The organism is Enterococcus sp. AZ063 (assembly GCF_051715045.1).
GTDB lineage: Bacteria > Bacillota > Bacilli > Lactobacillales > Enterococcaceae > Enterococcus_D > Enterococcus_D casseliflavus.
Genome location: NZ_JBIOTA010000001.1, coordinates 302,936 through 328,987, shown reverse-complemented (window position 1 = coordinate 328,987; position 26,052 = coordinate 302,936). Strand labels below are relative to the sequence as shown.

The 26,052-nt window shown below is 45.2% G+C and carries 23 protein-coding genes; 7 read left to right on the top strand and 16 right to left on the bottom strand.

Annotated elements, in window-relative coordinates:
* Positions 1 to 212 precede the first annotated feature (212 nt).
* The 4 genes from acnA (at position 213) to IGK61_RS01550 (ending at position 5,756) form a co-directional block, all read left to right on the top strand.
* Entirely contained in the window at positions 213 to 2,909 is a 2,697-nt protein-coding gene (gene acnA, locus IGK61_RS01565) for an aconitate hydratase AcnA (RefSeq protein ID WP_074535378.1), read from the top strand.
* A complete protein-coding gene (gene icd / locus IGK61_RS01560) occupies positions 2,902 to 4,152 on the top strand; it encodes an NADP-dependent isocitrate dehydrogenase (RefSeq protein ID WP_074535379.1) in 1,251 nt (416 codons plus the stop codon). Before acnA ends, icd begins: the two co-directional genes overlap by 8 nt.
* Positions 4,153 to 4,256: 104 nt before the next feature.
* Positions 4,257 to 5,111 carry a helix-turn-helix domain-containing protein gene (locus tag IGK61_RS01555; protein ID WP_074535380.1) on the top strand — a complete coding sequence of 285 codons (855 nt, stop codon included), beginning with the start codon at positions 4,257 to 4,259 and terminating at the stop codon, positions 5,109 to 5,111.
* A gap of 105 nt (positions 5,112 to 5,216) precedes the next feature.
* A complete protein-coding gene (locus tag IGK61_RS01550; RefSeq protein WP_005227150.1) occupies positions 5,217 to 5,756 on the top strand; it encodes a biotin transporter BioY in 540 nt (179 codons plus the stop codon).
* Between the two features lie 91 nt (positions 5,757 to 5,847).
* Here the strand turns inward: IGK61_RS01550 and IGK61_RS01545 are convergent, their stop codons facing one another.
* The 6 genes from IGK61_RS01545 to IGK61_RS01520 all read right to left on the bottom strand — a co-directional run bounded on the left by IGK61_RS01545 (position 5,848) and on the right by IGK61_RS01520 (position 9,355).
* Positions 5,848 to 6,414: a nucleotidyltransferase family protein gene (locus tag IGK61_RS01545; protein ID WP_074535381.1), complete on the bottom strand. Its 567-nt coding sequence runs from the start codon at positions 6,412 to 6,414 to the stop codon at positions 5,848 to 5,850.
* A 30-nt stretch (positions 6,415 to 6,444) separates the two neighbouring features.
* Positions 6,445 to 7,194 carry a 3-oxoacyl-ACP reductase gene (locus IGK61_RS01540; RefSeq protein ID WP_060792416.1) on the bottom strand — a complete coding sequence of 250 codons (750 nt, stop codon included), beginning with the start codon at positions 7,192 to 7,194 and terminating at the stop codon, positions 6,445 to 6,447.
* A complete protein-coding gene (locus tag IGK61_RS01535; protein ID WP_005227147.1) occupies positions 7,191 to 7,412 on the bottom strand; it encodes a DUF2829 domain-containing protein in 222 nt (73 codons plus the stop codon). The genes IGK61_RS01540 and IGK61_RS01535 overlap by 4 nt, the downstream gene beginning before the upstream one ends.
* 85 nt (positions 7,413 to 7,497) lie before the next feature.
* Positions 7,498 to 8,391: a metallophosphoesterase gene (locus IGK61_RS01530; RefSeq protein ID WP_074535382.1), complete on the bottom strand. Its 894-nt coding sequence runs from the start codon at positions 8,389 to 8,391 to the stop codon at positions 7,498 to 7,500.
* A 1-nt stretch (position 8,392) separates the two neighbouring features.
* Positions 8,393 to 8,770, bottom strand: a complete 378-nt coding sequence (locus IGK61_RS01525; protein WP_074535383.1) for an iron-sulfur cluster biosynthesis family protein — start codon at positions 8,768 to 8,770, stop codon at positions 8,393 to 8,395.
* A 15-nt stretch (positions 8,771 to 8,785) separates the two neighbouring features.
* Positions 8,786 to 9,355 carry a GNAT family N-acetyltransferase gene (locus tag IGK61_RS01520; RefSeq protein WP_005227144.1) on the bottom strand — a complete coding sequence of 190 codons (570 nt, stop codon included), beginning with the start codon at positions 9,353 to 9,355 and terminating at the stop codon, positions 8,786 to 8,788.
* A 107-nt stretch (positions 9,356 to 9,462) separates the two neighbouring features.
* Between IGK61_RS01520 and IGK61_RS01515 the strand changes: the two genes are divergently transcribed.
* Positions 9,463 to 9,915 (top strand): YueI family protein, encoded by a 453-nt coding sequence (locus IGK61_RS01515; protein WP_010748630.1) that lies wholly within the window; start codon positions 9,463 to 9,465, stop codon positions 9,913 to 9,915.
* Positions 9,916 to 9,929: 14 nt separating this feature from the next.
* A complete protein-coding gene (locus tag IGK61_RS01510; protein ID WP_005227142.1) occupies positions 9,930 to 10,349 on the top strand; it encodes a hypothetical protein in 420 nt (139 codons plus the stop codon).
* A gap of 71 nt (positions 10,350 to 10,420) precedes the next feature.
* Here the strand turns inward: IGK61_RS01510 and gshAB are convergent, their stop codons facing one another.
* Positions 10,421 to 12,685 (bottom strand): bifunctional glutamate--cysteine ligase GshA/glutathione synthetase GshB, encoded by a 2,265-nt coding sequence (gene gshAB / locus IGK61_RS01505; protein WP_074535384.1) that lies wholly within the window; start codon positions 12,683 to 12,685, stop codon positions 10,421 to 10,423.
* Between the two features lie 246 nt (positions 12,686 to 12,931).
* Between gshAB and IGK61_RS01500 the strand changes: the two genes are divergently transcribed.
* On the top strand, positions 12,932 to 13,300 hold the full coding sequence (locus IGK61_RS01500; protein WP_005227140.1) for a BlaI/MecI/CopY family transcriptional regulator: 369 nt from the start codon (positions 12,932 to 12,934) through the stop codon (positions 13,298 to 13,300).
* A gap of 282 nt (positions 13,301 to 13,582) precedes the next feature.
* Here IGK61_RS01500 and ftsY read toward each other — a convergent pair whose 3' ends face one another.
* From ftsY to IGK61_RS01455, 9 genes are all read right to left on the bottom strand, one after another.
* Positions 13,583 to 14,875: a signal recognition particle-docking protein FtsY gene (gene ftsY / locus IGK61_RS01495; RefSeq protein WP_074535385.1), complete on the bottom strand. Its 1,293-nt coding sequence runs from the start codon at positions 14,873 to 14,875 to the stop codon at positions 13,583 to 13,585.
* A gap of 1 nt (position 14,876) precedes the next feature.
* Positions 14,877 to 15,695: a Cof-type HAD-IIB family hydrolase gene (locus tag IGK61_RS01490; protein ID WP_074535386.1), complete on the bottom strand. Its 819-nt coding sequence runs from the start codon at positions 15,693 to 15,695 to the stop codon at positions 14,877 to 14,879.
* A gap of 12 nt (positions 15,696 to 15,707) precedes the next feature.
* Positions 15,708 to 19,286, bottom strand: a complete 3,579-nt coding sequence (gene smc, locus IGK61_RS01485) for a chromosome segregation protein SMC (RefSeq protein WP_015508819.1) — start codon at positions 19,284 to 19,286, stop codon at positions 15,708 to 15,710.
* Positions 19,287 to 19,301: 15 nt separating this feature from the next.
* A complete protein-coding gene (rnc, locus tag IGK61_RS01480; RefSeq protein ID WP_005227136.1) occupies positions 19,302 to 19,994 on the bottom strand; it encodes a ribonuclease III in 693 nt (230 codons plus the stop codon).
* A gap of 213 nt (positions 19,995 to 20,207) precedes the next feature.
* Positions 20,208 to 21,992 carry an oligopeptide ABC transporter substrate-binding protein gene (locus tag IGK61_RS01475; protein WP_074535388.1) on the bottom strand — a complete coding sequence of 595 codons (1,785 nt, stop codon included), beginning with the start codon at positions 21,990 to 21,992 and terminating at the stop codon, positions 20,208 to 20,210.
* Between the two features lie 16 nt (positions 21,993 to 22,008).
* On the bottom strand, positions 22,009 to 22,878 hold the full coding sequence (locus IGK61_RS01470; protein WP_153883525.1) for an ABC transporter permease: 870 nt from the start codon (positions 22,876 to 22,878) through the stop codon (positions 22,009 to 22,011).
* Positions 22,879 to 22,941: 63 nt separating this feature from the next.
* Positions 22,942 to 23,898: an oligopeptide ABC transporter permease gene (gene opp4B / locus IGK61_RS01465; RefSeq protein ID WP_005227132.1), complete on the bottom strand. Its 957-nt coding sequence runs from the start codon at positions 23,896 to 23,898 to the stop codon at positions 22,942 to 22,944.
* Positions 23,898 to 24,842, bottom strand: coding sequence for an ABC transporter ATP-binding protein (locus IGK61_RS01460; protein ID WP_074535389.1), 945 nt, complete (start codon positions 24,840 to 24,842; stop codon positions 23,898 to 23,900). The genes opp4B and IGK61_RS01460 overlap by 1 nt, the downstream gene beginning before the upstream one ends.
* On the bottom strand, positions 24,843 to 25,850 hold the full coding sequence (locus tag IGK61_RS01455; protein ID WP_005227130.1) for an ABC transporter ATP-binding protein: 1,008 nt from the start codon (positions 25,848 to 25,850) through the stop codon (positions 24,843 to 24,845). It lies immediately after the preceding gene.
* Positions 25,851 to 26,052: the final 202 nt, after the last annotated feature.

The following is a 26,052-nucleotide window of genomic DNA, read 5'->3' as shown; positions in this document are numbered from 1 at the left end:
TACAAACTATCGACTACAATGTTATTTAACCGTATACAAACATCGTTAAAATAGTCATCCTATAAAATCGTTGCTTTTTAACAAACTTTCACACATTATAGCACGATGTTTAGAAAATGAAATATTTTTCATAAATTTAATTGATTTTTTAAATTATCAACGTATAATTATTCCTAATAAGTACGTTTATCTTCGTAAAAAGGAGGATTCTTATGAAGTGGCAATCTCAACTCACCGTCAATGATACGCAATACACGTATATTGACTTAGCGAAAATCACCCAAGACTTAGGGGCTGATTTATCTCGCTTGCCCTACTCCATTCGAGTTTTATTGGAAAGTGTTGCTCGTCATCAAGACGAGGAAATTACAGAGGATTATTTACCATTTTTAGCGAACTGGCAGGCAGAAACCCCTACTGGTGTCGTGCCATTCAAACCAGAGCGGGTCGTTTTGCAAGACTTTACTGGGGTACCCGCAGTCGTTGACCTGGCTGCCATGCGGGATGCGATGGTCGCTTTAGGCGGTGCCGCAGAAGACATCAATCCTGAGATTCCCGTCACACTCGTCGTCGACCACTCTGTGCAAGTCGATCAAGCCGGTACTCCTGGGGCGATCGCTTTTAATACGGAGCGGGAATTTGAACGCAATGCAGAACGCTATCAATTCTTGAAATGGGCGCAAGGTTCTTTCGACAATTTCGAAGTCGTTCCACCTGAAACAGGGATCATTCATCAAGTCAACATCGAATCGTTGTCTGATGTGATCTTGCAAAAAACACACGAAGATCAACGACTGCTATTTCCTGATACATTGCAAGGAACCGATTCTCACACCACGATGATCAACGGCTTGGGGGTTCTCGGTTGGGGGGTTGGCGGTATTGAAGCGGAAGCTGCGATTCTTGGCGAACCTTCTTTCTTCCCTACGCCTGAAGTCATCGGGGTGAAATTTATCAACGAGATGCCTGCAGGTACCACCGCCACCGATTTAGCACTAAAAGTAACTGAAGTGCTGCGGATCGAAAAAGTGGTCGGAAAATTTGTCGAATACTTCGGTCCTGGCTATCGTCATTTAAGTTTAGCTGATCGAGCAACGTTAGCAAACATGGCTCCCGAATATGGTGCGACTTGCGGTTTTTGTCCGATTGATCAAGAGACCTTGAACTACTTAGCAACGACCGGTCGCTCCAGCGAGCTGATCGAACTCGTTGCCGCTTACGCCAAAGCCAACCATTTCTTTTATGATGAAACGATCGTGCCGACCTATACTAAGACGATCACCATCGATCTAGCAGAAGTTCAGCCAGCATTAGCGGGCCCTAAGCGCCCGCAAGATCGGATTTTGCTTCCGGCGGTCCATCATGATTTTGAGCAATCTGTCACGGCAGCCGTCGGTCCCAAGGGCTTTGGTCTTTCAGAGGATGAATGGCAAAAAGAAGCCAGCGTTACTTGGCCAGATGCTGCACCTGACAAATTAGCGACCGGCGATATCGTTTTGGCGGCAATCACTAGCTGTACGAATACTAGCAATCCTTTCGTCATGCTCTCGGCAGGCTTATTGGCCAAAAAGGCCGTTGAAAAAGGTCTGACTGTCCCGCGTACGGTCAAAACCTCCCTTGCACCTGGCTCCCAGATCGTGACCACCTATTTGCAAAACAGTGGTTTATTGCCGTACTTAGAGCAACTCGGCTTTTATTTAGTGGGCTACGGTTGTACTACCTGTATCGGAAATTCCGGTCCTTTAGAAGCGCCGGTCGCTGAAGCAATTGAGGCAGAAAATCTATTGGTAGCATCGGTTCTATCAGGTAATCGGAATTTTGAAGGAAGAATCCATCCACAGATCAAAGCCAATTATTTGGCTTCGCCGCCGTTAGTTGTTGCCTATGCCATCGCTGGCAGCATTCGCAAAGATCTCACAAAAGAACCGTTAGCTATCGTCAATGACGAGCCGGTGTATTTGTCTGATATTTGGCCTAGCAATGAAGAAGTCAATGCTTACGTTCAAGAGTACGTCGGACCAGAAGCATTTCGCGCTGCCTATGAGCATCTTTTTGATGCCAATGAACGCTGGAATGCGATCGAAACCACCACGAGCGCATGTTATGAATGGGAGGAGCAATCCACTTACATCGCTCATCCGCCCTACTTTGAAACATTGACCAAAGAGTTGCCTAAATCAGATGTCTTAGCTGATCTGAAAGTCTTGGCAAAATTGGGTGATTCCGTCACCACTGACCATATTTCTCCTGCTGGCAGCATCAGTATGGATTCTGCAGCTGGAAAATTTTTACAAGAAAAAGAAGTTCCGTATCGTGAATTCAACTCCTTTGGTTCGCGACGCGGCAATCATCAGATTATGATGCGGGGGACTTTCGGCAACATCCGTCTGCAAAACCAGCTAGTGCCTGGCAGTACTGGCAGTGTCACGCATTATTTTCCAACAGGGGAAACCCTGTCGATATTTGATGCAGCTATGAATTACCAAAAAGCCGGTCAAAGCTGTATCATTTTAGCTGGTAAAGATTATGGCATGGGTTCTTCTCGCGACTGGGCCGCCAAAGGAACACAATTGTTAGGCGTTAAAGTCGTCTTAGCAGAAAGCTTCGAACGAATCCATCGCAGCAACTTGGTCATGATGGGGATCATTCCGCTTGAATATCTTGCTGGTGAAAGTGCCGCATCGTTTGATTTGGACGGCAGCGAAACATTCTCGATCGCTTTGCCAGAAGAGCCAGTGGTCAAGCAGCTGATCGAAGTCACTGCGCAACGGATCGACGGAGGGACTGTCTCCTTTATGACCCGCCTGCGCTTTGATGCCCCTGCAGATATTCGCTATTGGAAGCATCAAGGAATTTTACCGATGGTCATTCGAAAAAAAGCTGAATTAGGAGGAACTGCCCATGCCTAACCAAACAACCCATGAAGCAACGACGATCACCATTCCTTACATTGCAGGAGACGGCATCGGTGCCGAGATTTGGCAGGCTGCGCAACCTGTGATTGATGCCGCTGTAAATAAAGCCTATGACAATCAACGCCACATCGAATGGCTGGAAGTTTTAGCTGGAGAAGCCGCCTTTGAACAGACGGGGGAATGGCTGCCGCAAGCAACCATCGATACGATCAAGGCTCAACAATACGCCTTAAAAGGACCGTTGACTACCCCAATTGGCGAGGGCTTTCGCTCCTTGAATGTCACCTTGCGGCAAACGCTGGATCTTTATGCCTGTGTCAGACCTGTTCGCTATTTTACAGGGGTCCCTTCGCCTTTAAAGCAGCCAGAAAAAACCGATATGGTGATCTTTCGAGAAAATACTGAAGATGTTTATGCTGGCATCGAATTTGCCAAAGACGACGACGCAACGCAGCGTCTGATCCAGACATTGCAAGCAGACTTTGCTGTCAAGGCGATTCGTTTTCCTAAAACTGCCGCTATCGGCATCAAGCCGATCTCTTTAGAAGGCAGTCAGCGCTTGATCGCTGCTGCCATTGAGTATGCGATCGCTCAAAAGCGGCCCACGGTGACACTGGTGCATAAAGGCAATATCATGAAATTTACAGAAGGCGGCTTTAAAAACTGGGGCTATCAGCTTGCAGAGACCACATACGCCGACCAGTGTTTTACAATGAATCAATACAACAAAATCAAAGCAGAAAACGGCTCAAAGGCAGCCGAAGCCGCCCTTGCCTCGGCAAAAGCGGCTGGGAAAATCGTTGTTAACGACGTGATCGCAGACAACTTTTTACAACAGATCCTTTTGTATCCAGAAAAATTCGACGTCATTGCCACTTGTAATTTGAACGGCGACTACATTTCTGATGCACTTGCTGCACAAGTCGGCGGCATCGGGATCGCCCCCGGTGCCAATATCAACTACGCTACTGGGGCAGCCATCTTTGAAGCTACCCACGGAACAGCACCGGATATCGCAGGACTTGGCAAAGCCAATCCCTGTTCGCTGCTGCTGTCAGCGTGCATGCTTTTAGAACATTTGAACTGGCCAGAAGCAGCTCAAATCCTAACACAAGCCATTGAACAAGCCTTGCAAAGTCAACACGTCACTGCCGACTTCGCGCAGTTGATGCCAGAAGCGGTCTGTTTAACGACACAAGCGTTTGGCGAACACCTCCTTCAGTTGATCCATTCGTAAACTCAAGCTGTGATTGAGTCGGCATTTGCCTGCTCAATCACAGCTTGATTGCGTTTTCACCTTTTGAGAAACTATACTTAGAGCATGAAAGGGGGAATTCATTTATGAGTGAATTCAACATGAGAAAAATCGGTCAGCAGATCGCTGCCAAACGCAAAGAAAAAAACCTGACCCAAAGCAACTTGGCCGACCAATTACTTGTCAGCTATCAGGCGGTCAGTAATTGGGAGCGGGGCAACTCACTGCCGGACATTGAAAAATTGCCGCAGCTAGCAGCGATTTTAGACCTATCCATCGATGAGCTGTTAGGGAAGCCAGCAGCTGCGGTGCAACATTATCAAGCGGGAACCGCACAGCCAGAAGAAATCGCCGAACTAGCTCCGCTGATCAAACCGCAAGAATTGTCAGCGTTGATTCAAGAAGAACCGTTTCAAGAAACTTCTTTAGACCTAGACTTATTGCCTAGGCTAGCACCTCATTTGACCAGCGCAGACTTGCAGCACCTGCTAAATGGTGCCGAGAATATCCCAGAAGAGGTACTGGAAGAACTCCTGCCGTTTTTGAAAAAGCCCCAAGTAGAAGAGCTCCTTAAAGGTAAGCACTATTCCATGGCTTTTTGGGAAGAGGCGGCGCCCTTTTTACCCCCCAACTTTTTGGCGGGAGAAATCAAAGGCTGGCTTGAAAATCCTGACTTCCGCTTTTCTGAGATTGAAGAACTGCTACCCTTTTTACCTGCGCCGTATCTGGATGAACTCCTGCTGACCGCCCTGGAACAGCCAAACGTTGCCGCAGCAGAACGCTTGGCTTATGATGAAATCGAAGAACTGCTGCCGTTTCTAACAGAAGCAACGATCTGCCGTCTCGTTCAAGCACTGCCCTTCTCAACAGATGAGCTGGAAGAAATCGCCCCTTTCCTCTCCTCAAAGAACTTGATTGTCCTTTTAAAAAAAGGACACTAAAAAAACAAGATTCTTCTTTACTTTTGGTAAACCACCGTTTATAATTTCGTTAACCAAATAAATTAATTTTAGGTTAACGAAATTATTATTAGAGAGAAGGATTCGATGAAATTATCATTACGTGAACAAATCCATGCCGCTTTATTTGCGATCATTATTGCTGGTCTTTCCCAACTGACGATTCCATTAGGTTTGATCCCATTGACAGGACAAACCTTTGCGATCGGGCTGGCGGTGACTTTCCTCGGCACGCGAACTGGAACGATGGCGATCATCATCTACTTGCTGTTAGGATTGATTGGTTTGCCCGTTTTCGCTGGTTTTTCCAGCGGTGTCGGTGTTTTGTTAGGACCAACTGGTGGCTATTTAGTCGGCTTCCTCTTTAATGGATTGCTTACTGGATTGATCGTAGAAAAAACAGCGTTTCGCTACACAGGAGCAGTGATCGGCAATATTGTCGGTGCGCTGGCAACTTTGTTGTTTGGTACATTGTGGCTGAAATGGAGCACGGGCATGGCATGGCCGGCTGCCTTTAACGGTGGCTTTGTTCTGTTTATTATCCCTGGGATCATCAAAGCCGTTGCCGCAGCTTATCTAGGTATCTTTTTAAGAAACCGCTTGGCGCAACCATTGGCTTTACGTTAATAAAAAACACTCGCGTCATATGCAGCGATTCCCATCAGTTAGCTTTTTCGTCTAACTTTTGAAAATCGCCGCATCACGCGAGTGTTCTTTTTTATTTCTTCCCCTCTTCAATCGAGAGCTGCGGCCAAATTTTCTGCCACTGCTTCATCGCTTGGCGTTGTCGATAAACCGCAAGATACTGTTCATTTTGGGCAAAATGCGGTGTTGGACGCACCCGAAAACTGCAAATATCCTGCCAGCCAAAAGGCGCCATCAATTCAAGCTTGCCTTGATTCATTCGTGCCGCTACCGCTGTACAACGCTCTGGAAACTTCGTTAAAGCATCGAAGGTACTTGTATAAGGCGGCTCCTCGGCAAAATTATGTTGGTGCATCAACGCTTGGTTTCGAACCTCCCAAGGAAATTCGAGAAACGAGCGGTGCAGTTGCGCTTCGATCGCTGCTGTTTCTTCTATGCTTACAGTCGGATCATAAAACACGACATCAATATCGGTTATTGGCACCTCCGCTATTTTTCCACTGAGAAAACCCCATAAATAATTCCGCAGGTACCCAGCACACAGCCAGCAATCCGACAGCTGCAGCGCTTCAATGATCGTAAGCAGTTGTCGACATTCACGATTTTTTGCAAACAAGTTCTGGATCGCTTGTTCCTTCATTGGCGTCCTCCTCTAATGGGTTCAGGCTAGTTATTTCAAGGTCCAACCACCGTCGATGGGCACGATCGCCCCCTGCAAGTAACTAGCTTGCGGACTGGCTAGAAAAAGGGTCAGTGCTGCAACTTCTTCTGGTTGCGCCCAACGCTTGACTGGCGTCTCTTCTGCTACCCATTGCGCCATTTTTCCGTCACCGGCAAAATCAGCCGCATTCATCGGCGTTTGAATCGCACCTGGCGCGATGCCCTTCACCGAGATCCCTTGATCTGCAACATCCAATGCCAACTGTTTGGTAAACCCGACGATTGCGTGTTTTGCGGTTGTATAGGCGATCCCGCCCCCACCTGCGACCATTCCAGCGATCGACGCCATATTGATGATCGTTCCGCCGCCGTTGGCTTGCATCAGCGGCAAAATTTCTTTCGTTAAATAAAACATGCTGGAGACATTGGTTTGAAATATCTCCTCCCACTCCATTGACGTCGTCTCAGCGATCGTATGATAGCCGTCAAGCTTTCCTGCTGTATTTAATAAGACTGTGATACCGCCAAAGTGCGTCACACAAGCTTGGACCGCTGCAAGACAATTTTCTTTCACCGCTAAGTCACAACATGTGCCGAAAAAGCGGGGCTGGGCTAAAAGCGAATCAGGAAACGATTGGCAGTCAACACCAAATACTTGAGCGCCTTCTGCAAGAAACGCCTCTGCTTGCGCTTTACCGATGCCTGAAGCAGCCCCTGTGACAAACACAATCGTTTTGTCATCGATCCACGCTGCCGTCATTCCACGATTTTCCAATCTTCCGCAAGAATGTCGCAAACAGTCGGTGCGAAACTCGAGAATCCCTCATCTGCTGTTTTGATCAAAAAGTAAGGGGTGACTGGGGCATTGTCGTACACTTCGCCTTCAACGAATGTCACATAAAGTTCAAAGCCGCCCCAACCTTCACGAATGATTTTTTTGCCGGCTTTTAATTCTGGTAAGATTTCTTCAAATGTCATGATTTTTCTCCTTTGCGTGTTTCTTCTAATGGTTTAAATTGCTTGGAAATTCAATCACGAAAACAAGCAGGACTCGTTTGCTGCGCTAATACGGCAGCAGCGTGATCGCTTGCGCCAATTCCTCTACAAGATGCGCCGTTTTATAGTCCTCAAATGCCTCATGATGGTTTCGCAGCAGCGTCCGAACTTTCGTTGGAGAATATGCTTCTGCTAAGTGATTTTCCAAAACGAAGCGTCGGGTCAACTGCCATTCATAATAGTAGCCGAAGGGACGGCAATAGTAGCTGGTTCCCGCAAGTTCTTTTTTCTCAAAGCGTCGATGGGTATGCCCAAAGACGACTGCCCGCACATTGGCGTACTGATCGATCACTGCGCCAAAATCAGGCGTCCCCAAAAACGCATTTAGGTGGTTCCAGCGGGCGTACTTGCCGGTCTGCCGCACAATAAACGCTTCTTGGGGCACAAAATGCGTAGAAAGAAGAATTTCTTGGTCTTGCGGCAAATGGGCCAATGTTTCCGCTAAACGCTCATTGATGGCTTGGCTGATCTCCTTATCCGATCCCTTTCGTTGAATCATGCGGTCATACCAAAACAAATTTTTCAGCCGCAAGATCTCAGCTTCACTGGTCAGATCAGAATATTGGTAGTCATACCACCCATTGATTCCCAACAGCAGTGTTTTTTCTGATAAGCGATACGTCTGAAAATTAAGAAAGGCGGGATCATCGAAAGCCTCGATCTCTTGTTCCGTCAAGTCCACCATTTCATGATTGCCCCAGTGAAAGGTCGTTGGCACCTGTCGACTTTGAAAAAATGCGACCACGTCTAATAGCCGTTGTTTTTTATTCGCCACATCTCCTGCCAGATGCAGATGGGTCACCTGATTTTGCTGCAAATAATCAGCGATCAGCTGCAGATGGGGATCAAATAATTGGTTGATATCGACGTGCAAGTCGCTAATAACCGCCAGCGTGCCCATCTCAGCGGCCCGCCGTCTGCTTTTCGATCCGTAACAATTGGACATCGTTAGCTAAGATCCCGCTATTTCCCACCAATTGCAACCGTTGATAGGTCGGTTCCACCTGCATCCGAGTCTGTTCTTCTAAATACACCTGAGCCCCTTGCTTCAACCAAATCGTGCCTAAGGGTGTCGTTAAAGGGGTGTCGTAGATCGCCAATCCTTCTTCTGGATAGCTTTGCGGCACGATGATCAGGCGAAAATGGATGTCCAAACGGCAGGTGATCTCCGTTGCAGGAAACGGACCAACGCCGTCTTCAAAATCCAAGTAGAGACGATCACCTGGCTGCACATAAGGGGTTATTTTTTCAATTGCTGCTGGCTCAATGTTCAGTTCCATGACGAGAGCCCTCCTTTACATGATACGTTTTTTCCATTCCTCCAGGGTGATGCCACGCGTGACTTCATCGATGATTTCTTCACCCGATTTGCGGGCAGCTGGGATCGTTGCTTCCAATTTCATCCCAATTTTCTCCATGACCCGTCCAGACTTGGGATTTCGGGCATCATGTCGAGCAAAAATTCGAATCAATTCGAGTGTTTCAAAACCGAAATGCAGCAGTGCCATTGCCGCTTCTGGCATAATCCCTTGCCCCCAATAATCGCGACTCAATGTATAACCGAGCTCAGCGATCTCTTTTTCTGATTCTACCCGCAAATCGATGGTCCCGATCATTTTTCCTGAGTCTTTTTCTTCGATCGCAAATTTTCCTAAGGGTGCAGCAACAAAATACTCGGCGATGCGTAGTTTTGTTTCTTCAACCGACCCATGTCTAGCAAAGACGAAGGTCGTCGTTTCTTCATCATTTGCATAGGCAAACATGTCCGCTGCATCTGCCAAGGAAACAGGACGCAAGAGCAGCCTCGGTGTCTCCAACCGTTGATTTTCTGCTAACAATAGCAAATGTCGTTCTTTTGTTGTCATAGGATCCCTACTTTCTGTCAATACTCTCTCACGATCGCACCCCTCTTTTGCTATTTGCTGGATATGCTATAATAAGCATAAGTAAACGCTTTGAGGAGGATACTTCAATGTCAGACGAATTAGAAAAACGCCTTGATACAGGAATGTATGGGACGCCTCGCGTCAACCCAGATGAACAGCGCAAGTATTTAGGCACGTTTCGTGAACGGTGTTATCTTAGTATGACAGTAACAGAAATGAAGAAGAAGGACAACCAGAAAACGCTCTTGAACGCCTTACCAGATTATCAAGGAGCGCTCGTGTTGCTTAATGGAAAATTGCCAGAATCGATCCAGACCGATTACATCACTTTACTGACCAAACAACAGATGGAATTTCGGATCGTCTCCGATGCCCAAGATGCCGGTCCAGACAGTATCGGCTTGCTGATTGCTGGGAAAGAAGCCGTCAATGAAGACGTCATCGATATCGAAAAAAAATTCCCTGCAGCTGCCGCTCCATCGGATAAAGAGCAGGAACAACCAGAGAAAACGTCATTTTGGAAACGTCTTTTCCATTAAAAGGAGGAACTATCATGGAACAATCAACACCGCCCTACCTTTCATTAAAGAAAGAACTGCTTGATGCTTTGGATCTGCATATCGATTTGTTAAAAACGGCACCCACAATCGAATCCAGCCATCTAGATGGCGTATTGTTCATGATGCGCAGCTTGGGTTTTATGCTGGATCGCGCTCCGAAAGTACTCCTGCTGGAGGATAAGAATGAAATGAACTTTATGATGTTTCAATATTATAGCCTCCTGTCGGAACTGAAGTACAATCTGGTTTTAAACTTTCCCTACGCCTCGATTCAAGGCGTACCGTTATTAACCTTGATCCAACGTTTTCCTACCACGTATGAAAAAGAAATGAAACAATGGTGGGAAGCCCGAACGGGTCTCAAGGTGGAAGAAACAAAACAAACGATTGAGATCGCTGCTTTTGAATCCTAATAAAAAAAACTGCACACTTTGAAAGGAACTCTCCTTCCAAAGTGTGCAGTTCTTTGCTTTTTGTACTTCCATCAGCTCTCGAAGACTTCAGGGAACAACAGGCGTAAAACAGACATAGTTAAGCGTCGGCCTTTCCCGCTGTATGGATAAACGTGCATATGCATCGCTGGGTTGAAATTGGCTTCAATGATTCCATAAGCCCCCGGTTCATTGGCTGGCTTGGTTTTATCTGGAATAATCAGATCGATTCCGCTGATAGATGCTTGTAATGCGGCTACCGCATCGACTGCTACTTGTTTGTAATCATCGTTGAAGTCATCCGTCACATCGATAGAATCACCGCCAGTACTGATATTCGAGTTTTCTCGCAAATAAACGATCTGCCCCTCTTCGGGTACTGAATCCACTTGATACCCTTGCTCTTTTAACATCAGTTGTTCCAGTTCCCCTAATTGGATCAGCTCTAATGGGGTCCGATGATGGGTGCCGCGCAATGGATCAAGATTTTTCTCTGCGACGAGTTCCGTGATCGTGCGCTTGCCGTCACCCACGACATTGGCAGGGATACGTAGTAAAATCGCATCGACTCGCCCATCGATCACGAAGAACCGATATTCCGTCCCTGACAAAAAAGTCTCAACGAGGATCGAATCATCTTCCGCAAAGGCAATGGCGACCGCCGCTTGATAATCCGCTAAAGAGGCACCTTCTTTGAAAATCGAGATACCGATCCCATAGTTGGTGGTTTTCGGTTTTACCACAAACCCGCTGTGGGCAATCTGAGGATAAAACGCGATCGCTTCTTCTGCCGAAGCGAACTCAGCGCCACTTGGTACATGAAAGCCATTTTCGGCTAAGATTTTTTTAGTGACCGTTTTATTCGCCATGATCAATGGGACGATGTACTGATCCTTACTGGTCATATTGGCATTTTTAACATATTCGATGTGGTCTTTCACGGCTAATTTCAAGAATTGATCCGTTTCATCCAGTACCGTCACTTCGATTCCTTTTTGGATCGCATCGAACAAGAGAATCTGGGTCGACAATTCCATTGCTCGAAAGCCAGCTAATTGATACGGTTTTTCCCAAGCAGCTTGATGATACTTTTGTCCCAGCACTGTTGCTGTCTGGGCTTGACTGGTTGCTTGACTTGCTGAGAAAAGACGTCCCGCGAAGGTTCTTTCTGGTTCAGCCAGCATTTCTGAGAGCTGATCCAAAAATGGTGGATGCGGCAGCTCAAGGGCTTGGGCAAAGTCCATCATTTCAGTAATCAGCGCTTGCGCTTCTTGCTGATAAGTCAAAGGTGCAAGCGGATGTTCTAATGCGACCTGATCATTTCTCTGATTGCCCTCTTCGATCCACGCATCCGCATCGCTGCCTTCTTCTTTTGTACTTAAAAACAATAAGAAGAAATGCAAGAATGCGACTTGCTCTTTGGAAATCCCATAGCGGGCAAAGGGATCGATGTCAATATTTCTTAACTCAATATAACGGATACCCGCTGAGGCTAAATCTGCGACCCGTTTTCCCCCACGTAGACGCACTGGCGCATAAAATTCTTTTTCTTCTGAAAGCTTTCCCGTCTCCACTAATTTGGCAATATCTGCAAGATAGGTCTCTAACGAAGCGTAAGATACCTTGACGTCTTCGTGATTCGTGTACCCATAGCGGCTATTGCGAATACTGCGGACTGGTTCTTGCGGTCCGTTTTCTGTCGTAAAATAATTGGCTTCTGAAGCAGGAGTCGCCCCAAAGAAATACGTCAAAAACCAGCGATAGTGCAAATAATTGCGAGTTACTTTCAAATAAAGTGCCGTTTTAAACGTCTGGAAGCTTTCCTTCGTTTCAGACAAAGCATACAGCTGCTGCAAAAAGTCTTCCGCAAATTCGAAATTGAAATGAATCCCACTGACCATTTGCTTGCGGCGACCATATGTTTTGGCTAAATAGCGGCGGTAGAGCACATCTTCAAATTGGTCTAATTTAGCAATGACGATGTCTTCTTCTTTTTCTGGTAAAGCCGGTGGCATACTCAATGGCCAGAGCATTTCTTCTGCTGACATCGAACGATACGCTACATCATGAATAGCCCCTAAAAAACGGAACAATTCATCCACGGAATCAGCGACGGGCGTAATCAGTTCCAGTTGGTTTTCGGAAAAATCCGTTTGGATATACGGATGGAAGCGCCGATTGCCTAATGTTTTAGGATGATCGGTACCTGCAAACGTCCCATCGAGCCGCACCCGCTGCGCTTCACGCTCAATCCCGTAGCGTCCTTTCAATAAATAGGGAAAAAGCTCTTTATGTGATAACAATGTTTTTATTTTCATTCGACTGCCCTCTATGTTCTTCTACTAAATTTTTTCTCAAATGCTATTTCTTTCCATCTATTATAGTGAAAACTGGTGAAAAATGCAGAAATTTGCTCCTCACTTGTAATATCTCTTACTAAAATTACCAAGAATTTATAAAATACTTGAATAAATTTGATATTTACCTTCAAAATAAAGTATACTGCTTATAGAACAGTAAATTATTATGTCCATATTACTCTTTTTTGAAAGGAAGAATAGTGAATGAAGCCACTTAATCTTACCAAACGCGAACGTCAAATCATGAATATCTTTTGGAATTCAGACAAACCTCTTTCTGCAAATGACATTGCTGTCCAACAGCAAGATCTAAGCAAGAATACCATTCAAGCAGTCGTACGTAAACTAAAAAACCACGACTTATTGAAAGTAGCGGATATCGGCTACAGCGGTACTGTTTTGACTCGGTTGTATTCTCCGAATGTGACCCAAGAAGACTTCTTAGCAGCAGAATTGTCTGATCAATCTTTATTGAACTTGATTACGAACTTTATCGAAACCAATAAAGATATCGATACATTGAACAACTTGGAAAAAATGATCACTGAGCGCCAAGGGGAACTTAAGAAATAAACTTTCCCTACCGTTGAACTCGTTGTATTCTGCCTGATACTTCCCAAAGTTTTTAGACAGTGCAGAAGAAAACGAAGCCTTCAAACTGCTTTTCCTGATTTTTTGGCAAAGTCGTGCATCGCTGTACCCACATTTGCCACGCCAAGTGTTCTCAGCTTTACGTCACAAGTCAAGCTCGTGGAAAGAGACAACGACCCGTTTTCTCTTCCCTTTGATCTCACAAAAGCAACAATAAAGGAGAGCCATGTGTAGGTGTATCACCTAACACAGGGCTCTGTTTTTTTATTCTTTGATCAAGCCTTTGAATAAGCCAACGACAAATTCATTTGGATCAAATGGTTCTAAATCATTGATGCCTTCTCCGAGTCCCACTAATTTGACAGGCAGCCGCAGCTCGTTACGGATCGCCAAGACGATCCCTCCTTTGGCTGTTCCATCAAGTTTGGTTAAGACGAGACCAGAAACATCCGTCGTTTCTTTAAATTGTTTTGCTTGATTCATCGCGTTTTGACCCGTTGTTGCATCCAACACGAGCAGGACTTCATGAGGGGCCGTTGGGTCCACTCGTTGAATGATCCGTTTGATTTTTTCTAGTTCGTTCATCAAATTGACTTTGTTTTGCAAACGCCCCGCTGTATCTACTAATAAAACGTCAGCATTTTCTCGTTTTGCGCGCTCCATCGCATCAAACACGACTGCTGCTGGATCGCCTCCTGCATTGCCACGAACGACTTCAACCCCAGCCCGTTCACCCCAGACCACTAATTGATCGATGGCACCGGCACGGAAAGTATCCGCTGCTGCCAATAAGACTTTCTTGCCTTCAGCTTTGAATTGATGGGCTAATTTCCCGATACTGGTGGTTTTTCCAACACCGTTCACACCAACAAATAAAATGACGGTCAACCCCGACTGCATATTCAACTCGTTGACTTCACCGACACCCGCTTCCCCATATAGGTCAACCAATTTTTCGATGATGACATTTTGGACATCTGCCGTTTTCTTCACATTACGTAGTTTGACTTCTTGCCTCAATGAATCCGCGATCTTCATCGCCGCATCAAAGCCGACGTCTGCGCCGATCAGCGTTTCTTCCACTTCTTCGAAGAAGTCTTCGTCCACCGTACGGAAGTTGGCAAACAATTCGTTCATCCGTTGCCCAAAGGTTTTCCGTGATTTCGTCAATCCTTTGGTGTATTTATCCTGCACACTTTCCGTTTCTGGCGCTGGTTGAAGGATTGGTTCAGAAGCTGGTACTTCCTCTGATGGTGTATCCTTAGCCACTTCTTCTGGAATACTTGGTGCTTCTTCTCCTTTATTCGCTGTCGTTGCTTCTTGCTGTGGAAAAGTTTCCGCAGTTTCTTGCTCTACATCCAAATCACTGGAGTCGGCGGCTTCTGCAGGTGCCACTGGTTCTGAAGCTTCATGTTCAGCAGGAGTTTGTGCTGGCTGTCTTTCTTCTGAAGGCTGATCCTCTGGTGAATCAGCATCAACGACTGGTTTGTCGGCTTCTTGCTCTACTTCTTTGGTTTCTCCAATCAACGCTTTTTTGATTTTGTCAAAAAATCCCATCTTACGCACCTCCTTTTAAGACATATTCTTCAATCACTGCTGCCACACCGTCTTCTTGGTTTGAAACGGTGACAACGTCAGCCGCCTCTTTAATGATTGGCACGGCATTGGCCATCGCTACGCCAATCCCTGCATAGCGAATCATCGGCAAGTCATTTTCTTCATCACCGATCGCCATCACTTCTTCTTGCTTGATCCCTAAATCTTGCGCCAATAGGCTGATACCATAAGCTTTGGTGATTCCTTTAGGCATAAATTCCAACAGGTTATTCCGGCTTTTGATGATTTCATATTTCTCGCGGATCTCTGAGGAAATCTCAGGGATCTTAGGATCCAAGACTTCCTGATGGTAGGCGATCACAGCTTTATTATAGAGCATCGATTCATCCAGATCAGCTACGGCAAAAGGACGACAATCCAATAAAGGATTCAACGAGCCATAAATCGATGGATGCGCTGCTGAAGTGGGTAAACTCAAGACGATCTCTTCTGATACCACGTCTAGAGGCAAATTCAAGTCTTCCGCCACTGAAACCAATTCATGGATATCTGCCAGCTGCATCGCTGCTTTTTCAATGATCTCGCCAGTCTCATTTTTTTGAACCAAACCGCCGTTAAAGGTGATGCTGTAGTCGCCGGGTTCTTTCAGCGATAATTCTTCTAAATAGGGACGGATCGCCCGCAATGGACGTCCCGTACAAATAACGATTTTCACGCCTTGTGCTTTAGCACGAGCAAGTACCTCTTTGTTGCGAGGAGTCACTTCTTTATTATCATTCAATAACGTTCCGTCTAAATCGATCGCAATCAGTTTAATCATACCATTCCTCCTCTATGCTTGATCTGCTGCAAAACTACCGCCTTCACGCACTTCTTCTAAGCGCACGGACACGGTCTTCGACACTCCAGATTCTTGCATGGTCACACCATACAACACATCTGCTGCCTCCATTGTTCCTTTGCGGTGAGTTACGACGATAAACTGCGTATCATTTTGGAAAGCACTCAAGTAATGCCCGAAACGAGAGACATTGGCTTCATCCAATGCTGCTTCCACTTCGTCAAGCACACAAAACGGTACTGGACGAACTTGAATAATGGAAAACAATAACGCAATCGCAGTCAGTGCCCGTTCGCCCCCTGATAGCAAGCTGAGGTTTTGCAATTTCTTGCCCGGTGGTTGGGCTTCGATCTCGATCCCAGTGTTCAATAAATCTTTCGGATCTGTTAAGACTAATTCCGCATGACCGCCGCCAAACATATTAGGAAATACTTGTTTGAATTGCAAACGGATCGCATCGAAGACTTCGCCGAAACGGGTTTTGACTTCTTCATCCATTTCAGACATCGTATCAAACAGCTGTGCTTTAGCCGACAGCAGATCGTCTCGCTGACTCGTCAAGAACAAATGCCGTTGATTGACTTGCTCATATTGTTCGATCGCATTTAAATTGACTGGACCAATTTGCTCGATCGCTTGTTTTAGTTCCTGAATGTCGACTTTGGCTTGTTCTGCATCCTCGATTTCAGGGAAATCTTGCGCTGCCTTTTCAAAGGTGAGATTGTATTCTTCTTGTAAATACAACAAACGATTATCCATCACCAATTCTGCGCGATTTTTTTCGATCTCAACTTCGGTTTTTTCTGACAGCTTTTCTTTTTGCGTTAAGTTTTCAGCACTCAGGGCTTCGTCTAATGCGCCGATTTCTTGTTGAACGACTTGACGTTGTTCACGAATCACCGTCAATTCCGCTGTTACCTGCTGCTTGGTTTTTGTGAAGGTTTCAATTCGCTGAAGAATGCTTTCTTCTGAAAACTCATGATCGCTGACGTTGCTTGTCAAGGCAGCTAACTGCCGTTCTAAGGAGAGTTGACGCGCTTCGTTTTCTTCTAATGCTTGATTCGTAGCGGCAATTTTTTGCTGCAAATGCGCCACTTGTTCTTTTTGAACTGCGAAAGCTGCCTGCAAGCGCGCACTTTCTTGTGCTAAGGTTTGGCGTTTTTCCTCGATCAAGTCTTCTTCGGCATTCATTTGATGAATATCTTGGTCGATTTTCGCCAATTGCGCTGCAATATTCTTTTGCTGTTCTTCCAAGCTCGTCTTCTTCTCATCATATTCCTCAAAGAAGGCTTGCACTTCGCGATGTTCAAAATCAAACACTTGCTGCTCTTGCTTCAAGCGGCTCAGGTCATTCTCAAGATTTTGTAAGCGGCTTTGCAGCTCATGCTCCGTCATGCGAGCCTGTTCTCCTTGCGTCCGCAATTCTTCTAATGCTGCTTGTGCTTCTTTGGTCGCTGCTTCAAAATGCTGGACTTGCTTTTCCGTTTTTAAAAGCCGCTCATCCAGTTGCGCCGCTTGTGCCGTCAATTGTTGCAGCTCGTTGCTTTGGCTAAACAAACTACCGGCATTTTTCTTCGTTGCGCCACCCGTCATGGAACCGCCAGCATTCATGACATCCCCTTCTAAGGAAACGACCCGATAGCTATAGTTCAATGCCCGTGCTAACGCATTGGCACTTTGCAAGTCTTCGGCAATCAAGATACTGCCTAACAAGTTATCCGTAATCGTTTGGACGTGTTCGGGCGACTGGACCAATTCGCTGGCAACGCCGATAAATCCAGACACTTGCTTGGCTTGATTGCGGGCATAATCTGGCAAATGACGGGCTTTGATGGTCGTCAGCGGTAGGAAGGTTGCACGCCCCCCTCGATTTTCTTTCAAATACGTGATGGCTGCTCGCGCATCCCGCTCATTTTCAACGACGACATGCTGTGCAGCGGCGCCTAATGCGGTCTCGATCGCCACGGTATAGTCTTGCGGCACATCGATCAACTCCGCTACTGCGCCAACGATGCCGCTGATCTGCTGTTTGTTTTTCAAAATCAAGCGAACGCCTTGATAAAAGCCGCTATAATTTTCTTGAATGTCTTGCAGACTGCGCTGTTTCGCTCGTACCTGCTGCACTTGACTCATTAACTGATACATTTTCTTTTGTTCTTCATCAAAGCGTTTTTTGTTGGTCTGAGCTTTTTCTTGAAGATGGATGTATTGCTTGCGTTGTTCTTCTAAAATCGCTTTAGCCTGCGTCAGCTGCTCTTCCACGATTTGCGCTTCCGTCGTCTTTTCTTTCAACGACGTATTCATTTGCGTCTGCTTGCTTAGCGCCGTTTGATTTTTCGCGGCTTCTTGTTGGTATTGACGCTCCAAGTATTTCAATTCGTTTCCAATCGTTGCCTGCTCCTGCATGGCTTCAACATATTGGCTACGCAACTCTTCAATGATTTCTTTTGCTGAACGTTGGTACTTTTCCTGCTCTTGCTGACACGCCAGCATCGCTGCTTCAACTTCCTGCACACTACGATTCTTTTGTGAAAGCAAGCCGATCAGTTCCGTTTTTTCTTCATTTAAAAGTGTGACCCGCTCTGTGACTTCCTCTAAAGTTTCTTGGTATTCGGCAGAGCTTTTTTGCGTATGCTTTGAACGTTCATCCAAGACTTCTTTTTGCCCTTCGGCTTGCTTCAGTCCTTCGGTGACCTCTAAAAGCTGCTGATTCAAACGCTCCAACGTTTCATCAAAAGCAGTACGTTGTTGCCGCAAAGAATGTAGCGACAGTTCCCCTTGGTTGATCTTTTCGGAAATCTGCGCCAGTTCTTGGTTAAAGGTACTCAGTTGAGCTTTGGCTGTCTCCCACGCTTCTTTTGCTTTCGTGATCTCTAAGACCGCATAGGCCACATCGACCGTCGTCAATTTTTCTTTTAACGCTAAAAAGCGGTTGGCTGCTTCACTTTGGGCTGCCAGAGGCACCAACTGATCTTCTAGTTCATAAATGATATCTTGTAGACGGCTTAAATTGTCTTCAGTTTCAAACAATTTTTGCTCGGCTTTCTTTTTCCGCTGTTTGTATTTCAATACCCCCGCCGCTTCTTCAAAAATCCCACGACGGTCTTCTGGTTTGCTGCTGAAAATTGCTTCTACCTTGCCTTGGGAAATGATCGAAAATGATTCTTTCCCCAACCCAGAGTCCATAAACAGCTCTTGGATATCCTTTAAGCGGCAAGCTTGTTTATTTAAGAAAAAGTCGCTTTCGCCGGTTCTTCTCAAGCGGCGAGTCACGCTGATCTCACTGTAATCCATCGGCAAGTAATGATCGCTATTGTCTAAAACGATCGTCACTTCCGCTATATTTAGCGCTCTGCGGGTGTCAGAACCTGCAAAAATAACATCAGGCATTTTGCCACCACGTAGATTTTTGGCAGATTGTTCTCCTAAAACCCAACGAATCGCTTCGGTAATATTGCTCTTGCCGCTGCCATTTGGTCCGACGACTGCAGTCACTCGATGTTCGAAATCAATGACTGTGCGGTCGGCAAAGGATTTAAAGCCGGCAATCTCTATTCGTTTTAAATACACTCCGCCAGTCCTCTCTTACTGTTCAAGATCCGCCAAGGCATTCGCAGCGGCGTCCTGTTCTGATAATTTCTTCGATTTTCCTTGTCCTTTTCCGATCAAGGTATCATCGCAATAGACTTCCGTCCAAAAAATCCGTTCATGGGCGGGGCCTGCTTCTTTGATCAAACGATAATTGATGGAAACATCGCCGCCACGCTGCAAGACTTCTTGCAAGCGGGTCTTGTGATCCATCTCATGGGAAAAAGCACCTGCTTTTACTTTTGGAAAGACAACTTTCGTCAAAAAGCCGCTGACACTTTCCAGTCCTTGGTCCAAGTATAACGCACCTAAAAAGGCTTCAAATAGATCACAAAGCAAAGAAGGTCGTTTACGACCGCCAGAGTTTTCTTCCCCTTTGCCTAGACGAATGTATTCATCGAATCGGCAATCTTTGGCAAACATGGATAAACTGTCTTCGCGAACGATTGCCGCCCGTAGCTTCGTCAGCTTACCTTCGGGCAGATCTGGCAATTCACGATACAAATACCGTGAAACGATCAACTCTAAGACAGCATCGCCCAAAAACTCTAAACGTTCGTTATCTGACAAGTGCAAGTTGCGGTGCTCATTCACATAAGATGAATGCGTAAACGCTTGTTCAAGCAGATCTACATCATGGAACACAATATCAAACTTTTCTTTTAGTTCTTTCGTTAATTGTGTATTCATTTGTCACATTCCTTCATTAGTTTATCGACACTTCCCTATTATACTGGTTTTTGCCGAATTATGAAATGTTTCCTCCAAATTCTTGGAAAGACTGTAATAAAATTTTATTTACTTAATCTTCTCCTGGATAAAAAAGCCTGTTTTCCTCAGATACCCGCAAAAAAACAGGAAAAAAAGACGTCCTGGAAAGGACGTCTTTTCATCGATCATTGATTAACGAGATTCAGCTGTAACTGAAACTGTTGCCCATCTGTTGTGGTCAATGTCATAAGCCCATGAGAAGTCTTTGACACGGTTTGAAACAGGCATTACTTGGTTTCTGTAAAGAGTAGGGATAACAAACGCTTCGTTTGCTGCATACTCTTGCCAAGCATCAAATGCTTCTTTACGTTTTGCATCATCAAATGAATCTTTTGAGTCGATTGCATCTAGAAGTTTTGTATTTTCTTCAGATTCAAAACGAGTGTAGTTGAATGCTGCGTTCGGGCCGTAAAGTCCGCTTGGAGAAGGATCTGAACCAGTTCCCCATGCTGCTTGGAAGACATCGATCTCAGGATCATCGTTTTTCAGCTTGTCATAGAAAGCTTGGAAGTCGATCAAGCGACCAGTTGTGTATTGTACATCAAGTCCGATTTCATTCCATTGTTGGATGTAGTAATCAGACAATGGTTGAGCCGTTTCGCCACCTGACATTGAAGCAAAGTTGATGGTTAATTTCTCACCATTTTTGTCTTCACGCATGCCGTCGCCATCGACATCTTTGTAGCCAGCATCATCAAGCAATTGATTTGCTTTGTCGATGTTCAATGTGTAGCCTTCTACTTCGGTGTTGTGCAGTGTGCCGAATACTGGTGGGATCAATGTCGTTGCATTTGAACGCAAGCCATTGTAGAAACGGCTTCCGACAGCATCGTTATCGATTGCGTAACCCATTGCTTGACGCAATGCTTTATCCGCCATTTTAGACTCAGGGTTGTAGTTTACTTTGTTTTCTTCTTCATTCCAAGTACCTAATTTAAAGCCTAGGTAAGTGTATGCTTGTTCAGGACGACCTAAGATTTGGTAGCCATCTACATCTTTGTAGGTTGGATACGTATCTGTTGGCATTGAATAAACAACGTCATATTGTTTTGCATTCAATCCTTCTACGATTGATGCTGAAGGAACAGCTTTAAATGACAATTTATCCATTTTAGGTGCGCCGCCGTAGTAGTACTCATTCGGTACGTATTCAACAGACTCTCCCGCAACGATATTTGACATTACATAAGGACCAAAGACAACTGGATTTTTACGAACTGGATCGCTTGATTCCATATCTTTGACTTCGATACCTTCAAATGCATGTTTCGGTAAAGCAGATTCATACACTCCGCCACCAGCTTGCAACATACCTGGGTGAACTTCTTTGTATTGGATTTTAACGACTTTGTCACTTTCTTTGGTGATACCAGAAATAGTATCAGCTTTGCCATCATGGTAATCTTCCATACCAACGATATTGGTAAAGTTGTTATCATAACGGATACCTGTGTAATCTTTATGACCGATTACTTCATAAGAGAAGATCACGTCATCAGCGGTAACATCTTCGCCATCTGACCATTTCAAGTTATCACGTAATGTGATCGTTGCTGTGTTGTTGTCTTCATCTAACTCAAGATTTGCTGCACCGCCGTCAACGATTTTGAAGTCAGAATCGTATAAGAACAATGTTTCATTACTTGGTTCCATGAAATAACTGTCATAACTGTCTTGATAAAACTCAGGTACGAATAACCCTTGGAACTGCGTATCCATCACTACTGCAACATCCAATGTACCGCCTTCGATTGCTTCTTCATCATTGCTGACTTCGACTGGCATTGTGCTGATATCTTCTGTTTCTGTCGCTGCATTACCGCCACCAGAAGAATCGGTTCCGCCGCCGTTGCTGCCACAAGCTGCCAATGCTAACACTGACAAAAGAGTGACCATACCAAAAATATTTTTCTTCATCCTGTATCCTCCTTGTTTATCCTAGTCGTTGACGCGCATCCGCTGAACGCTTAAATGCTTGACCAACGTAATTGATACTCAACATCAAGACTAAAATTAGAATTGATGCGGGTAACCAGATCCACTGTCTGTTGACCAGCACATCACCGCTGCTGGCATATCCGATCAGTGTTCCCAAACTTGGAACATTGGTCGGCAGACCAAAACCTAAGAATGTTAGTGTCGTTTCAATACCGATATTCGCTGCAAAGTTCATTGTTAAGTTGGTGATGATCAATGAGCTAAGGTTCGGCATAATTTCGCGGAACATGATGACGAAGTCATTGGTTCCGAGGGTTTTCGATGCACTAACATAGTCGCGACGGCCTTCTGAAAGGGTCTTACTTCGGAAGAGCCTTGCTTTTCCGACCCAGTAAAAGGCACTCATGACCCATATAAAGGTCCAAACGTTGTAACGAGGTACGATCGATACGATAACGATAATGATCAACATGATCGGCAAAATCATAACGAAGTCAACGATACGCATCAAAATGTTATCAATGATGCCACCATAGTAACCTGAGATGATCCCTAGTCCGACCCCAACGATCGACGTAATGATCGTGATTGAAAAACCAATCAAGATTGAGTTACGCGCACCGATGATCAATTGTCCCCAAACATCACGGCCACCTTCATCCGCCCCTAAAAGGTAGGTGCCGCCGTTTGGCGAAATCGCGCCGGGTACAGCGTATTTATCAAGGATGCTGACACGCATCACTTGTGATTGGTCGATAACTGCTGAGCCGATAAACACGAACAATAAAACTGCGACTAACAAAACTAATGAAAAGATCGCCATTTTATCTTTTAAGAATTCGCGAAAAATCATTTTTAATCCCATAGGCGGGATGCTCTCTTGTTTTAGTACTTTTTCTTTCTTTTCAGACACATTTATCCCCTCCTATTACTGGATTCTGATTCTTGGATCGACAATACTCATGATGATATCTGATAGTAGCGTACCGATCAAGGTCGCTAGTCCTAAGATCAATGTCAGTGAAGTGATCACGGCATAGTCCCGTTGGACGATACTATCGATAAACAGTTTTCCGACACCTGGGTAAGCGAAGATTTTCTCAATGACCACAGAACCTGCGATCAATGAAGTGATCTCGTAGCCCATTTGTGATGCGATCGGCAACGATGCATTACGGAAAACGTGACGTGAGAAGACTTTATTCGTTGGTACCCCTTTTGAACGAGCGGTACGAACGAAATCCAATGATTTCGAATCAATGACTTCACTTCGCAAGTATTGGATCGTCACTGCTGTTCCTAATAATGCAGAAGTGATCGCCGGTAATAGTAGGTGATACAAGCGACTCCAAAACTCAGCCATGCCACTGACCCCCGGTGCAACGGAACCACCCGTTGGGAACCAAGCCAATCGGTAACCGAAGATGAACAATGCGATCAACGCAAAGATAAACAACGGTACGGCGAAACTGAAGAAGTTGTAAACAACGACGACTTTATCAAGCAATGAATTTTGGTAACGTCCTGCCCACATCCCTAAAGGAATGGCAATCACGTAAGTCAAAATGACCGTCAATAAAGATAACCACAATGTATTGCTGATACGTCCTGCTAATAACGTTGAAACAGGTAATTTAAAGATGAAACTTTGACCAAAGTCCCCTTTTAAGGCATTTCCGATCCAACGGAAATACTGGGTATACCATGGGTCATTCAAACCAGCGGCTTCACGCATCCGCTCAATAACAGCTGGATCTTGGTTTGGATTGATCAAACCGGTAAATGGATCCCCAGGCATTGCTTGTGCGATCAAGAAAATCAAGATACTCAAAATAATGACTTGCGGGATCATCAACAACAAACGACGTAGAATTGTTTTCCACATTATTCAGCACCCCCGTTTTTCAATGCGACTTGGTGCGACTCGGTGATTTTACGCAAGTCATACACTCTGCCAGTTTCGTCGTAGTAATCTTTTTGATGGGTCACATATTCCAACTCGACCTTGCGGCGGTTTTCTTTGTGAGCATCGCGATTTTTTACGTCGATTTGAGGAATCGCTGATAATAAACGTTTTGTATAGATGTGACGCGGGTCTTGATAGATGTCTTCCCGTGTCCCAATCTCAACGAAGCGGCCTTTGTACATGATGGCGATATTGTCACACATGTGTTTTACGACCCCTAAGTCATGAGAGATGAATAAGAAACTTAAGCCAAATTCTTGCTGGATCCGTTTCATAAAGTTCAGTACCTGCGCTTGAACGGATAAGTCAAGGGCTGAAACCGGCTCATCGGCGACGATCAGTTTGGGATTGGATGCTACCGCGCGGGCAACCCCTAACCGCTGACGTTGTCCACCAGAGAACTCGTGAGGATATTTGTATAGGGCATCTTCTGGCATCCCAACGATATCCAGAAGGCTTTTCACTCGTTTTTTCTCTTCTTGATCGCTTAAGCGTTCAAAGTTGCGTAATGGTTCGGCGATAATGTCTACCACGCGTTTTTTAGGATTCAAGCTGGACATTGAATCTTGGAAAATCATTTGGACATCTTTGTTGTAGTTCATTTTTTTGCGGATGGAACGTTTGGTCACGTCTTGCCCGTCATAAATGATTTCGCCACTGGTGATTTTTTCTAATCCAACGATGGCTTTCCCCGTCGTGGATTTACCAGAACCAGACTCACCAACCAATCCGTAGGTTTTTCCTTTTTCTATGATGAAGTCCACACCGTCAACGGCATACACATGGTCTGTGACGCGGTTGAAAAATCCGCTGCGAATAGGATAGTGGACTTTCAGATCTTTAATTGTAATTAATTCTGTCATCTACACTTCTCCTTCTTCGTCTCTAAAATGAAAATGCTTGTAGCATGTGCAACGGACCAAATGATCAGGTGCTACTTCATGCAAGACTGGGTTTGCTTCGTGGTCGCTTTCAGGAATCCAAGGAATCCGTGCGGCAAACCGACAACCCGTCCGTGGCATATTTTTCAATGAAGGAACTACGCCTTCGATCACGTGCAGTTCACTGTCTTGTGAATTTTCTTGAGGGATCGAGTTAAGCAATGAGCGGGTGTATGGATGTTTCGGATTGGCAAACAACTCTTCGGCTGTTGCGACTTCCACAAACTGACCCCCGTACATCACGGCTACTCGGTCGGCCATCTCTGCTACGACACCTAAATCGTGGGTGATCAAAATGATCCCCGTCTGTGTTTCTTCTTGCAAATCTTTTAGTAGATCAAGGATCTGTGCTTGGATCGTCACATCCAACGCGGTCGTTGGTTCATCGGCAATAATGATTGGTGGTTTACAAGCAATCGCGATCGCAATGATGACCCGCTGACGCATCCCACCAGACAATTCATGAGGGTATTGACGTCCTACTCGCGGTGGATTGGGAATCCCCACTTGTTCTAATAATTCTAATGCTCGTGCTTGACGCTGTTCGGCGGTCATATCCGTATGGTAGGATAACCCTTCTTTGATTTGATCTTCGATCCGCATCAAAGGATTCAGTGCAGACAATGGATCTTGGAAAATCATCCCAATATCATTTCCGCGAATTTTGTTGTACAGCGTTTCGTTTAAGTTTGACAAGTTTAAATCTTTATATAAGATTTCTCCAGTGATTTTCGTGTTGTTTGGGTCATGCAGCCCCATGATCGTTGTAGCTAACGTACTCTTGCCGCAACCAGATTCTCCTACGATCGCTAAGATCTCATTGCGATCCAGTGTAAAAGAAATACCATCTACTGCGTCATAGTAATCGTCTTTAATACGAAAACCTGTGTGAAGGTTTTGAACATCTAGTAATTGATTATCTCTGGACAATCGAATACCCCTCTCTACTTTCTAAGATGTCTTGCAATTTAATGTAAAAAAAGAAGGAACATGCATTTCATTTCCAAAAGCTTTCTTAACATTGTATAATATATTCTTAATAATTATATAGAAATGCCACCAATAATGCAAGTCCCAGAAAAGTTAATACACTGAATTTTCAGAAAATTTACATTATGCTTTCAACGCCGTC